The 13,098-nt window shown below is 69.5% G+C and carries 10 protein-coding genes; 3 read left to right on the forward strand and 7 right to left on the reverse strand.

Features of this window, described 5'->3' with window-relative positions; all coding sequences use genetic code 11:
- Positions 1-10: 10 nt before the first annotated feature.
- The 5 genes from IPL40_01005 to xseB form a co-directional block, all read right to left on the reverse strand.
- Positions 11-1,153, reverse strand: coding sequence for a hypothetical protein (locus IPL40_01005; GenBank protein MBK8479747.1), 1,143 nt, complete (start codon positions 1,151-1,153; stop codon positions 11-13).
- 126 nt (positions 1,154-1,279) lie between these two features.
- On the reverse strand, positions 1,280-3,562 hold the full coding sequence (locus IPL40_01010) for a transglycosylase SLT domain-containing protein (GenBank protein MBK8479748.1): 2,283 nt from the start codon (positions 3,560-3,562) through the stop codon (positions 1,280-1,282).
- A 105-nt stretch (positions 3,563-3,667) separates the two neighbouring features.
- Positions 3,668-5,587, reverse strand: coding sequence for a 1-deoxy-D-xylulose-5-phosphate synthase (locus IPL40_01015; protein ID MBK8479749.1), 1,920 nt, complete (start codon positions 5,585-5,587; stop codon positions 3,668-3,670).
- The gene (locus IPL40_01020; protein ID MBK8479750.1) at positions 5,565-6,467 is read right to left on the reverse strand and encodes a polyprenyl synthetase family protein; all 903 of its coding nucleotides are present in this window, start codon (positions 6,465-6,467) and stop codon (positions 5,565-5,567) included. Before IPL40_01020 ends, IPL40_01015 begins: the two co-directional genes overlap by 23 nt.
- Before the next feature lie 107 nt (positions 6,468-6,574).
- Complete coding sequence (gene xseB, locus IPL40_01025) at positions 6,575-6,829, reverse strand: exodeoxyribonuclease VII small subunit (GenBank protein ID MBK8479751.1); 255 nt, start codon at positions 6,827-6,829, stop codon at positions 6,575-6,577.
- Positions 6,830-7,041: 212 nt separating this feature from the next.
- On the opposite strand from xseB, the gene IPL40_01030 reads away from it, so the two are divergent.
- Positions 7,042-8,520, forward strand: coding sequence for a HAMP domain-containing histidine kinase (locus IPL40_01030; protein ID MBK8479752.1), 1,479 nt, complete (start codon positions 7,042-7,044; stop codon positions 8,518-8,520).
- Between the two features lie 42 nt (positions 8,521-8,562).
- Here IPL40_01030 and IPL40_01035 read toward each other — a convergent pair whose 3' ends face one another.
- Together IPL40_01035 and IPL40_01040 are read right to left on the reverse strand one after the other, a co-directional pair.
- Complete coding sequence (locus IPL40_01035) at positions 8,563-9,114, reverse strand: FHA domain-containing protein (protein MBK8479753.1); 552 nt, start codon at positions 9,112-9,114, stop codon at positions 8,563-8,565.
- A 60-nt stretch (positions 9,115-9,174) separates the two neighbouring features.
- Positions 9,175-9,972: a Stp1/IreP family PP2C-type Ser/Thr phosphatase gene (locus tag IPL40_01040; GenBank protein ID MBK8479754.1), complete on the reverse strand. Its 798-nt coding sequence runs from the start codon at positions 9,970-9,972 to the stop codon at positions 9,175-9,177.
- Between the two features lie 216 nt (positions 9,973-10,188).
- On the opposite strand from IPL40_01040, the gene IPL40_01045 reads away from it, so the two are divergent.
- The gene (locus tag IPL40_01045) at positions 10,189-11,412 is read left to right on the forward strand and encodes a glycoside hydrolase family 57 (protein ID MBK8479755.1); all 1,224 of its coding nucleotides are present in this window, start codon (positions 10,189-10,191) and stop codon (positions 11,410-11,412) included.
- 37 nt (positions 11,413-11,449) lie between these two features.
- Complete coding sequence (locus IPL40_01050; protein ID MBK8479756.1) at positions 11,450-13,087, forward strand: citramalate synthase; 1,638 nt, start codon at positions 11,450-11,452, stop codon at positions 13,085-13,087.
- Positions 13,088-13,098: the final 11 nt, after the last annotated feature.

The following is a 13,098-nucleotide window of genomic DNA, read 5'->3' on the forward strand; positions in this document are numbered from 1 at the left end:
GGTCGGTCCGCTACAGCCTCATCAAGAGCGACTCCGAGGAAAAACCGGGACCGAGCGCCGAGAGCACGGCGAGACCCCCGCGCCCGGGTGGTTGCGCCCGCAGATAGCGCTCGAGCACGTAGAGCACCGTCGCCGACGACATGTTGCCGAACTCGTGCAGCGTCTGCCGCGACCACGAGAAGCGATCGAGCCCGACCCCGTAGGCGGCGGCGTAGGCGGCGAGCACCTTGGGTCCCCCCGGGTGGAAGAGATACTCGGTGACGTCGGCGCGCATCAGGTTGTGGGCGCCGAGAAAGGCATCGAGCTCGGCGCAGGCGTGGCGATCGACGATCTGCGGGATGCGCCGATCGAAGACCACCTGGAGCCCGCGCGACACCACGTTCCAGCCCATCACGTGCAGCGAGTCCGGGTAGAGCGTCGAGCGACTATCGATCAGCTCGTAGCCGCCATCGCCCGTCTCGGCGCCCGCGATCAGCGCGGCGGCGGCGCCGTCGGCGAAGAGCGCGGTGGCGACCAGGTTGCTCGTCGTCGCGTCATCGCGGAGCAAGGTCAGGCTGCAGAGCTCGGCGCAGCAGAGCAGCACGCGTTCGCGTGGATGACCGGCGACGTGCTGATACGCATGCGCCAGCCCGGCCACGCCGCCGGCGCAGCCGAGGCCCCAGATCGGCGTGCGCCGCACGTTGGGGCGTAGCCCGAGCACGTTGATCAACCGCGCATCGATCGAGGGGGTGGCGAGGCCGGTCGTGTTGACGTAGATGACGCGATCGATCGCGTCGGGCGCTAGGCCTTGCCGCTCGAGCAGCGCGCGAGCGGCCCGTGCGCAGAGCGTCGTCGCCGCCTCGATGTAGGCGGTGCTGGTCTCGGCGAGCGTGTGATCGTGCTGGTACCAGTCGAGGGGTTGGCAAATGCGGCGCGTCTCGACCTCCACGTGGTCGAAGATCGGCATCAGTCGCTCGAGCTGAGGCAGCCGTCCCGCGAAGGTCTGGCGGGCGAAGGCCGCCGCCACCGACTGCGGGAGGACGTGCTCGGGTGGGGCACTGACGACGTCGACGAGGCGGGGATGGGCCATGGCCGCGACCGCTCGCGCTCTCAGCCCGGCGCGCGCTGGATCGCCCAGCCGACTGTCGCGCTGCGGTGCGCTCTCGCTGGTCACAGCGAGAGCCTTACTACGAGCCGTAAGGCGACTCAACCCGCATGCCTCCAGGCGCCCCAGCCACTGCCCCGGCGGCGATCGGCCGCGACCGGCGACGATCGGCACCAACCGGCGGCAGCGAGGCCTCTAGCGGCGACCCGCCCCGGGGGCGACCCTGAGGGGGAGCTGCGGGACGCGCTCGGCCTGTTGGCCGTAGAGGGCGGCATAGGCGAAGAGGCTGCCGAGTACCCGTTTGGTGTAGTTGCGGGTCTGCTCGTAGGGAATGCGCTCGACCGCTTCGTCGAGGTCGAGCGCGGTTCCCCACTGGCGCAGCCAGCGGCCGACAGCGCCTTCGCCCGCGTTGTAGCTCGCGACGGCGAGGGCCACGTGGCCACGGAAAATGCCGCTCAGCGCGGCGAGGTAGGCGGCGCCGAGGCGGATGTTGGTGGGAGGCTCGCGTAGCCGCTCAGCGTCGACCCGCAGGTGCTCCCGCGCCGCGACCGCGCGCGCGGTGGGGAGCAAGAGCTGCAGCAGGCCGATGGCGTTGGCCCACGACTCGGTGGTGGCGACGAAGCCGCTCTCTTCGCGCATCACGGCCCAGATCAGCGCCGCGGGCACGCCGGAGCGCTGCGCCTCGGCCTCGACGAGCGGGCGGAAGGCGCGCGGGAAGACGAGCTGCCACCGCTGGTACTCCGGCCCACGCGGGTAGCTCTGCGCGAGCTCGGCGGCGCGGCGCCGGGCCAGACCGAGCGAGAGATGCCAGAGGCCCACGCGATCGAAGACCAAGGCCTCGACCCACTGCGGCTGGCGGGGCCCCTTTTCGCCGCGGACACCGGCAAGCACGAGCTCGCGGCCCGCCGAGGCGGCGAAGCCGAGGCGAGCGAGCGCGAGCGCGCGATGAAAGGCTGGGTGATCGCGCCAACGCTCCTGCGGTAGGCGCCACGTGCCGGCGTCCCGGCCGATCGGGCGCAGGAGGGCAGCTTGGAGCTGGCGAAAGCGCGCCGGTGCGGACTCGCGCAGGCGGTTGAACGCCAGCAGGGCGTAGTAGGAAAGTGGGTAGTCCCGCGCGCAGCGCTCGAAGAGCTTAGCGGCGGCGAGCGCGTTACCCCCGCGTTGGAGCAGGCGCGCCTTCCAGTAGCTCGCGCGCCCGCGGGCGTAGTAGGTCTGCGCCTCGCCGAGCTTGAGCTCGCGGTCGAGCGATCGCAGCCCGGCGGCGCGATCGCCGCGGTCGAGGGCGGCGATCGTCAGCAGCCAAAGCGCCTCGTGGGCCATGTCGCCCCGCGGGTAGCTGCTTGGCAGGTCGCTCAACAGCGCCTCGGCGCGGTCCCGCTGGTTCGCCTCCGTCAGCGCTCGCGCCGCGTGAAGGCGCGCATCGTCGGCGTAGCTATGAGCGGGAAACTGCGCCTCGAGCTCGAGCATCTGCTTGGCTGCCCCCGCGGGGTCGCCGGACCCCGCCAGCGCGCGGCCGAGGTTGTAGAGGCTGCGCACCAGCAGTTCCTGCTCGCCGGCCGCGCGGCAGCGCGCCGCGGCGTCGGCGAAGAGCGTACTCGCGCGCTCCCGTTGGCGTTGCCGTAGCGCGGCCTTGGCGCGGTGGTAGCTCGCCCGGCAGCCGAGCGAAGCCCCGACGCCCGCGCTGCTCAGCACCTCGCCGAAGCGCTGCTCGGCCTCCGCGTTGCGCATCGTCTCGTAGAGCGCGAGGCCCTGTTGATAGCGCGCCTCGGCGTCGAGCGCGGCAAGAGATGCACCCTCAGGCACCGCGGCTGCCAGCGCCGTCAAGCGTCCGCGCGCGCCTGGCGCGAGGCGCGAGCTCGGCGCGCGAATCACGATCTCGCGGTAGTGCTGTATGGCTTGGCGCAAGGAGCCGGCGCGATCGGCGGGGCTTTCTTGCTTCGCCTGCGCCTCCAGCGCGCTCGCGATCACGAAATGCGCCTCCTCGCTGCGCGAGCCGTGAGGTGCGCCTGCGAGATAGCTACGCCAGATCGTGGCTGCCTCGGCCAAGCGGCCGAGCGCGCGCAGCGCGTCGGCGCGCAGCAATTGGGCGTCGCGATCGATGCCCGTGTCGCGCGCGACGCGTTGGGCCAGGCCCTCGGCGTCGGCGAAGCGGCCGGCACGATAGAGGGCCAGCGCCCCATAATAGCGGTGATAGGGCCGCAGCAGCGGATAGCTATGCTCGAGCTCGGCGAAGGCCCGCGCCGCAGCGGCATGCGATCCCTGCTGAAGCTGGGCGTAAGCGAGCAAGAAACGGGCGGGTTCGCGGTCCTCGCTACCTGCGCCCTTGGCGCGCAGGTAGCGCTGGAGCAGCCGGATCGCGCGCGCGTAGTCGTCGTGCTGCAGCGCGCTGCGGGCCGCCTTGCCGAGCGGGCCGCGTGGGAAGGGATCGAGCCGCTCCAGATCTGTCGTGGTGGCGGCGCGCGCAGGGCCGAGGGCCATCCACAGTCCGAGCAGGACCAGGAGCGCCCGTTTGGGAGCCGTGGGCCGCTTTCGGGGCCCGCGGGCATGAGTGGCGCGGATCATGGAGGACGGGTTATCGCCTGCTCAAGCGCTCGGGGCGGCGACGGCCAGGCGACGGCCAGGAGCTGCCACGAGCTGGCGATAGGCCGTGACGATGCCGTCCACCGAGAGCCCGCACTGTGCCTGCAGCTTGGTGACGTTGCCGTGTCCGATGAAGCGGTCGGGAACCCCGATGCGCCGCAGCACGGGACTGAGGCCGCGCTGCTCACAGAGCTCGAGCACGGCCGAGCCGAAGCCGCCAGCGAGCACGTTCTCCTCGACGGTGATGACGGCCCGCGCGCGGCCGAGGTGCTCGACGAGCAGCTCCTCGTCGAGTGGCTTGATGAAGCGCGCGTTGATGACGGTGGCAGCAACGCCATCACGCGCCAGCGCCTCGGCGGCCTGCAGTGCGGTGTAGACGTGAGGACCGACCGCCACCAGCAGCAGGTCGTGGCCCGTCTCGTGGACGACCTCACCCTTGCCCCAGGGGAGCTCGCGGGGCGGACCGTCGAGCGGCACGCCAACCCCGTTGCCGCGCGGGTAGCGCATCGCCACCGGCTTGCCGCTGTTGATCGCGGTCAAGAGCAGATGACGGAGCTCGTCCTCGTTCTTCGGGGCCATCAGCGCGAGATCTGGAATCATCCGCAGGTAGCTGATGTCGAAGACGCCGTGGTGGGTCGCGCCGTCCGGCCCGACCAGTCCGGCGCGGTCGAGGCAGAAGACGACCGGCAGGTGCTGCAGACAGACGTCGTGCTCCACCTGGTCGATCGCCCGCTGAAGGAAGGTCGAGTAGATCGCCGCCACGGGGCGAAAGCCCTCGACGGCGAGGCCGGCGGCGAAGGTCACCCCATGCTGCTCGGCGATGCCGACGTCGTAGAAACGACTCGGGAACTCCTCGGCGAAGGGCACCAGGCCGGTCCCCTGTGCCATCGCGGCGGTGATGGCCACGATGCGTGGATCGGAGCGCGCCAGCTCGCAGAGCGTGTCGCCAAAGACGTCGGTGTAGGGTGGCGCGCCACCGCCCTTCGAGGGGTTGAGGCTCTTGCCGCTCTCGAGGTCGAAGGGGCTGACGGCGTGCTTGCGCTCGATGTCGTCCTCGACGCCCGGGCACCCCTTGCCCTTCGAGGTCATCGCGTGAATCAGCACCGGGCGCTCGAGCTCGCGGGCGTTGCGGAAGGTCTCGACCAGCACGACGACGTCGTGCCCATCGATGGGGCCGACGTACTCGAAGCCGAGGCCCTCGAAGAGCGCGCCGGGGCCCACGACCGCGGCCTTGGTCGCGTCGAGCAGGTGCTCGATCACCCGAATCGCATCCTGTCCGTGGTCGTCGAAGGCCTCGAGCACGTGGCGGACGCGTCGGCGCCAGCGGGTCATCGGCTGGCCGACCAGCTTGCGGCTCAGCCACTCCGACATCGCGCCGACGTTGGGGCTGATCGACATCCCGTTGTCGTTGAGCACGACGATCATGTCGCGCTTGAGCGCGCCGACGTGGTTGAGCGCCTCGAAGGCCATCCCGCCGGTGAGCCCGCCGTCGCCGATCAGCGCCACGACCTTGCCTGGACCATCCTTGAGCCGAAGCCCCTCACGGATGCCGAGCGCCGCGGAGATCGACGTCGACGCATGTCCGGCGCCGAAGATGTCGTGTTCGCTCTCGCTGCGCTTGAGGAAACCGCTCAGACCGCCCTCCTGCTTGAGGGTATGGAAGCGGTCGCGCCGGCCCGTCAGCACCTTATGGCCGTGGGCCTGATGGCCGACGTCCCAGACGATGCGGTCCGTCGGCGACTCGAAGGCATAGTGCAGCGCGACGGAGAGCTCGATCGTGCCGAGCGCGGCACCGAGATGCCCGCCGATCCTGCTGATCTTCTCGAGGATGAACTGCCGCAGCTCCTCCGCCACCTCCGGCAGCGCTTCGAGCGGGAGCTGGCGCAGATCGGCGGGGCTCTCAATCTTGTCGAGATACTTCATGGACAACTGCCTCCCGGGCGCGATCGAGCACCAACCGCGCCAGCGCCACCAGCGGTGCTGCGCTCGGTCCAAAGCTCCGCGCCGTGCCACCGGCGCTGGCAATCAGCTCTTCGGTTCGTCCGAGAGCGAGCGAGCGAAAACTGGGGTGATCGGCGTCGCGCAGATCGTCGGCGTGTTGAAAAGCCAAGCCGAGGTCGGCGCCGTACTGCCGTAGGGCGTCGACCTGATCGCGGCTGCCACCACCCGCCAAACCGCCGATCGTCGCGGCAGCGGTGAAAAGCGCCGCCGTCTTGTCGCGGTGGCACTGCTCGAGTATGGCGAAGCTGGATCCCTCGGTCGCACCCGTTGCTCCGCTCTGGTCTTGGATCGCCATGTCGAGTGCCTGCCCGCCGACCATGCCCTCGACGCCGGAGGCCTGGGCGAGCTCGAAGCTGGCGCGCAGCAGCGCCTGGCTGCGCTCGTTGCCGTGGCGGCCGAGGGCTGCCTCGCCAGCGATCACGGCGAAGGCCAGCGTCAGCAGCGCGTCGCCGGCCAGAATCGCCGCCGTCTCGCCGAAGCGCTTGTGGCAGGTCGGCTGGCCGCGCCGCAGCTCGTCGTTATCCATGGCTGGCAGGTCGTCATGGACCAAGGAGTAGCAGTGTACGAGCTCGACCGCGCAGGCTGGAGAGAGCGCATCGGCGAGGTTGCCGCCGACGGCCTGGCAGGCCGCAATGGCGAGGCAAGGGCGCAGGCGCTTGCCTCCGTTGAGCACGGCCGCTCGCATGGCCTGGCGCAGTCGCAGCGGATCCTCGCTCGCGGGACGCTCGGGAAGCAGCTCCGCCAGGCGCTCGTTGATGCGCGACCGCAGCTCGGCCAGATACGCGTCGAGATCGAATTCCATCCGCTGCTCTCCGGTCACGCCCGGGGATTGGGTCCGGTCATGTCATCGCACCCATTCACGGTTTGTTTCATGGCTTGTGCGTTCAGTCCGCTCGCCACCGAGGCTGGCTACCCACGTTCGCTCTGCTCGAGGGGCGCCGTCGATCCATCCCGCATCAGGAGCTCGACCTTTCGCTCCGCCGCATCGAGAATCTGCTGCCCGCGGCGGGCCAGCGCGACCCCTCGCTCGAAGGCCTCGAGCGACCGCTCGAGCGGCATATCTGCGCTCTCGAGCGCCTCGACCAGCGCTTGCAAGTCGGTCAAGATGGCGTCGAAGCCGGGCTCGGGAACGCCCACCTTCGACGCGACTGCCGGCTCGATCATCGGCGCGACTGCCGACTCCGGCTGGCTCTCTTCGGCCTGCTTTGCACCCACGGGGTCGCAACCTAGATCACGGCGCGCGCCTGGTCAATCGGCGCGCGCGTCGCGGCCCTTCCCGCGCCGCGCGGGCGCCGAGGGTCGGTGAACAGACGGAGCCCTGCGGGCGAATACTGTATGCTCGGACGGGGCCGAGCTCGGGTCGAGGAGCGCGCGCGATGGGAGATCTTGGAGCGAGCGAAGCGCGTGCGCTGGGGCGGGGCCCTTGGTGGCGGACGCTTCGCGGTCAACTGCTGCTCGGTCTGGCGGTAATCCTGCCGGTCGCCGCCCTCTCCGTTGGACTGATCACCCACTGGGCGACGCGGCAGCAGCTCGCCGAGGGGCAGGTCGAGCATGCACGGATGCTCGGCAAGGCGCTCGCCGCCCTGGCGTCGACCGGCCTGAGCGGCACGGCGGAGGACCGTGCCAGCCTCCAGATGGTGGTGTCGCAGCTCGGTGGCGGGGCCTACCCGGCGCGCTTCACTGTCGTCGATCGGGCGCTGCGCCCCCTCGGCGTCGCGGTCGGGGCCTGGCCGCCGGGGCAGGCCGGTGCCGAGCTCCTGCGGCGCGCGATCGCCACCGAGCAACAGCTCGTGATGGTTGGAGCGCCGGAGCGCGGCAGCGTGCGCGTCGCGACCCCCGTCTATGCGCCGCGCTTGGCCGCCGTGGCCGGCGCCGTTCACCTCGAGCTGCCGCTCAGCGTCGATGTTCAGCGACCGCCGCTGCTCTTCTGGCTGTTGATGGCCGCCAACAGCGTCGTGCTGCTGCTCTTTGTCGGTGTGGTCATCACGCGCTACGTCGCACGGCCGATCGAGGCGCTGCAACGTGCGGCCTCGCGCGTGGCGGCCGGCGACCTCAGCGGCACCTTGGGCGAGGAGGGTGCCTACGAGATCGCCTCGCTGGCGGCCTCCTTCAATGGGATGGTGGGCGCGCTGCGCGAGCAGCTGGAGCGGCTCGATCAACAGCGCCGATCGCTGATCCGCTCCGAGAAGCTCGCCTCGGTCGGCCACCTTGCGGCCGGCGTCGCGCATGAGGTGGGCAACCCGCTGCAGGCGATCATCGGCTTCACTGATCTGCTGCTCGCTGATGACCTCGACGCGCAGCAGCGCGAGGAGTTCTTGCAGCGCACCCAGCGCGAAGCGCAACGCATCCACGCGATCATCGGCGGGCTGCTCGACTACGCTCGTCCGGTCGAGGACCACGCCGCGGCGGTGCCCCTGGCGGCTGCGGTCGAGGAGGCGGTGGCCTTGGTGGTGCACCAGCGGCGCTTTCGCCACGTCGTCGTCGAGCAGCAGGGGCTGGCGGCTTTGCCGGCGGTGGCGGCCAGCCAGCAGCGCGTCGTGCAGGTACTGGTCAACCTGCTGCTCAACGCTGGTGATGCGATCGAGCGCGACGGGCGCGTCGTGATCACCGGCGATGCGCCCCCCGGCGCGCCGGTGGCGCTGCGCGTGAGCAACAATGGCCGGCCGATCGTTGCCGCGCACCGATCGCGCATCTTCGAGCCCTTCTTTACGACGAAGGATCCGGGTCAGGGGACGGGGCTCGGCCTCTCGGTGGCGCAATCGATCGCGGCGTTGCTCGGCGGCAGCCTGGAGCTCGATCCGGAGGTGGCGGCGACGACCTTCGTGCTTCGCCTGCCGCGCTGGCGCGAGCCCTGATTTGCCCCGCGCTCCGGCGGATCGCTCGGTCGACGGCGTGCGCTAGGGCCCTGCGGCGCGGAAGCGCTCGCCGCAGGCCGGGCAAAAGCTCCAGCCCGAAACCTGGGCCACCGCGTGCAGCGGATCGCCGCAGCGGGGCGGCGTGGCGATGGGCACCACGGGATGGTCGGTTGCCGTGATTTCGGCGCGCGCAAAGCTCTCCAGCTCGGGCGGCGCAGGGCTGGCGAGGACGATGGCGGTAGCCTCGAGCGCAGGCCCCGAGAGCACCCGGATATCCTCGCTGCCCGAAGGCGTCCCCGTCTCGACCTGGTCGAGCACGAAGGTCGACTGGCCGAGCGTGAAGGCGACGTCCGGCTCGAGGGCGATCTGCGTCACGAGTTGGTCACCGACGCGCGTCCCGTTGGTGCTGGAGAGGTCGAAGAGCATCAAGCGCCCATCGTCTTGCTCGACCAGCAACACATGCTGGCGCGAGACATTCTTCTCGAGCAGCTGGATGTCGGCATCGATGCCGCGTCCGAGGATCGTTCGTCGGCCGAGACGGAACTGCTGACCGGCGCGGGAACCCGCCGTAGCTCGCAGCCAACGCTCACCCATGGGTCTGCGGCTCCTCTCTGCCGGGCCCCTTGGCCGCCGCGACGGTCGTTCGACGGCGCACTATGGGCTGACCTCGGGTGCGACGGCGTTGCCGTCGAGCTCGGTACATTCCATCAGCAGCGTCGTGATGTTGTCCGTGCCCCCGGCGCGGTTGGCCTCGTCGACCAGCTCGGCGACGGTGCGTTCGAGATCGGTGCTGCCCTTGACCAGCTCCAGCAGTCGCGGGTCGCTGATCATCCCGGAGAGCCCGTCGGAGCAGAGGATGAAGATGTCGCCGTCCTGCACCGCGTGGGTATGGATGTCGACCTCGACGGCCTCGCGCATGCCGAGCGCCCGCGTGATCACGTTCTTATGGGGGAAGTTCCGCTCCTCCTCCTCGGTCATGTCGGGCTTGGCGTCCTTGTAGTCCTCGAGCAGCGAGTGATCGCGTGTGAGCTGCTCGATCTGCCCCCCGCGAACGCGGTAGCAGCGGCTGTCACCGACGTGCGCGACGTAGATCTTGCTGCCGTTGACCAGCGTCGTCACCACCGTCGTGCCCATTCCCTTGAAGCGGATGTCCTTCGACGCGGCCTCGTAGATCTTGTAGTTGGCGAGCTTGATGCCGCAGGCGAGCCTGTTCTCGATGTAGCTCAGGCTGCGGTCCATCTTGTAGGGCCAGGTCGCCTCCTCATCCTTGGTCCGCTGGTAGAACTCGCTCACGGTCTCGGCGGCGAGACGGCTCGCCACCTCGCCGGAGCTGTGGCCCCCCATCCCGTCAGCGACGACGAAGAGCTGCTCGTCCTCCATCAGGCTGAAGTAGTCCTCGTTGTGCGTGCGCTTCATGCCCACGTCAGTCTTGGCGGCGTAGCGAATTCTCATCGGCCATCCATGCTCGTCGTGGAGCGCTCGTCGTGCAGCGACCCGGGGGAAGGTGATATCGGCCAGGTTGAGCTAAGCTAGTGTTAAGCATCGAAAAACGTACGCGACGCCAGCGCGGGTGTCAACGTTTGCCGCCGCCACGCGCGCCCTGTTCCGCCGCGCTCGCCTCGGGTAGGATAGCGTGCCGCGGCTTTGCGGCGAGGCGAGGGTGGGGCAATGCCGCCAGTCTGTCATGCACTCGGTCTTTCGCTGCACCAGCCGCCGGGAAACCTGCTGCGCCTGCACCACTCGAGCAATCCCCAGGAGCGCTGGGACGTGCAGCAAATCCTCTGGTGCTACGACCGCGTGACGCGGATGCTCGAGGGCTTTGCGGATGTCGCGCGCCTGCACCTGATGTTCAGCGGCACCTTGCTCAAGCAGCTCGAGGACCCGGCGCTCGTCGAGGTCTTTCGCGACGTCGTCGATCTTCCGGACTTGATCGAGCGCTACCGCCGCGCCCAGTACCTCGAGTACCTGGGCAGCGGGCTCTACCATCCCGTCTTCCCCTTGATTCCGAGCGAGGACTGGGACGCGCAGGCTGGCTGGTGGCAGGGGCTGGGAAGGCAGCTGCTCGGGCGCGATTGGTTCCCCGGCTTCTGTCCGCCCGAGATGGCCTTCTGCCAGGCGATGATTCCGATGCTGCGGCGCCTCGGCTACCGCTACGTGCTGGTGGACAGCATCTACATCAAGCCCAAGCGGCAGATGCGCTGGGATGAGATGCGCTACCGTCCCCATCGTGCGCGTTGGGGCGACGACGAGATCGTCGTCGTGCCGATCGACCGCGAGCTATCGAACGCGCAGGCCTCGGGCACCAGCCCCTGGTGGTGGGAGAAGGAGCTGCAGGAGCGCACGAAGCACTGCGATTTCCCGGCGCTGGTGACGACCTGGAGCGACGGCGAGAATGGCGGGTGGTTTCGCAATCCCGACGTCGAATACGCGTTCTGGGGGCACTTCTACTGTCCGATGCTGGAGAAGCACCGCGCGGGGAGGCTTGGCTTTCGCCCGATCTCGATCAACGAGTACCTCGACCTCTACGGCGCGGGGGAGGAGGTCGATGTCTACCAGGGCGCGTGGAACACCGATCAGCATTGGGGGGGAGACTTCACGCAGTGGACAGGCTCCCTGCTGCAGCGCAAGGGCTTCGACGAGCTGCGCAACGCCAGTCGCTACTACCATGAGACCAAGACGCACTTCGAGGCGATCGTCGGCACCTTGGGCCCTGACGCCGAGCGCGCGGGCGCGCTCTTGCACGCCGCCTATGATCATCTCCTGGTCGCGGAGACGAGCTGCAATTTCTACTGGGGCAGCCGTTGGGTGCACCTCAGTTTCGACGAGCTCGAACAGACCTACCGCCTGCTCGACCAGGTCGCGGCCCTACTCCCCCAGCCTCCGCTGCGCTGAGGGTCAAGGCCGCCGGGTACGGCCACGGAGACAAGTCATGTCGGAGCAGGTGAGGATCTACGACTGCACGCTGCGCGACGGCGCCCAGGCCGAAGGGATCTCCTTCTCGGTCGATGACAAGCTGCAGATCGCGCGGCGCCTCGACGAGCTCGGCATCCACTACATCGAAGGCGGTTGGCCCAACCCGACCAACCCCAAGGACCTGGAGTTCTTCGTGCGGGCCCGCGATCTGCCCTGGCGACACGCGCGGATCGCCGCCTTTGGGAGCACCCGCCGCGCGAACAACGCAGCCGAGGACGACAGCATGTTGCGCGCGCTGGTGGCGACCGGGACGCCGGTGGTCACCATCTTCGGCAAGAGCTGGCTGCTCCACGTCAGGGAGGCGCTGCGCATCACGCCGGAGCAGAATCTGGCGCTGATCGGCGATTCGGTCGCCTACCTCAAGTCCCAGGGCCGGGAGGTCGTCTACGACGCCGAGCACTTCTTCGACGGCTACGCCGCCGATCCGGCCTACGCCCTGGAGACGGTGCTCGCGGCGCAGGAGGGTGGCGCCGACGTCGTGGTCTTCTGCGACACGAACGGCGGCACCCTGCCCGGGGCGGTGCGCGCGGCGATCGAGGCGGCGAAGGCGCGGCTGCGCGTGCCCTTCGGCATCCACACGCATAACGACGGAGGCCTGGCCGCAGCCAACAGCCTGGTCGCCGTCGAGCTCGGCGCCGGGCAGGTCCAGGGCACGATCAACGGCCTCGGTGAGCGCTGCGGCAACGCCAACCTCTGCACCGTCGTGCCGATGCTCGAGCTCAAGCTCGGTCGCCGCACGATCGGCGCCGAGGGCCTGGCGCGGATGACCGACCTCGCGCGCTTCGCCAGCGAGGTTGCCAATGTCTACCATGACCATCGCCAGCCCTACGTCGGCCAGAGTGCCTTCGCGCATAAGGGCGGGGTTCACATCGACGCGATGCTCAAGCAGCCGCTCTGCTACGAGCACTGCCTGCCGGAGCTCGTGGGCAATCAACGGCGCTATCTGCTCTCCGAACAGTCTGGAGGCGCGACCGTCGCCGCCAAGATCGAGCACCTCCTGCCGGGAATGGATAAGCGCCATCCGACGGTGCAGGACCTGCTGCACAGGATCAAACACCTCGAGCACGAGGGCTATGTGCTCGAGGGCGCCGAGGCCTCGGTCGAGATCTTGGTGCGCAAGGCCCTCGGGACCTACCGCGAGCCCTTCCGCCTGATCGGTTGCCGCACGATCAATCGCCAGACGCCCGCCGGCAGTGAGGTCGAGGCGATCGTCAAGCTCGAGGTCAACGGTCGCGTCTACCACACGGTCGCCGATGGCGATGGCCCGGTCAACGCGCTCGACCAGGCGCTGCGCCGTGCGCTCGAGGAGGTCTATCCGCAGCTGGCAGAGGTCACCCTCCGCGACTACAAGGTGCGCGTCCTGTCGAGCGGCGACGGGACGGCGGCGCGCGTGCGGGTGCTGATCGAGTCGTCCGACGGCGAACACGTCTGGAGCACCATCGGTGTCTCGGAGAACATCATCGAGGCCAGCTGGATCGCCTTGCTCGACAGCCTGAGCTACAAGCTGCTGCGCGACGGCCTGCTCGACGCCGTACCGCAGGGGCCCGCCGAGGGCGAGACGGGCGAGCAGCCGGCAGTCGACGCCGACCGCTAGGCCTGGCCGGC

Source organism: Pseudomonadota bacterium, from assembly GCA_016711215.1.
GTDB lineage: Bacteria > Myxococcota_A > Polyangia.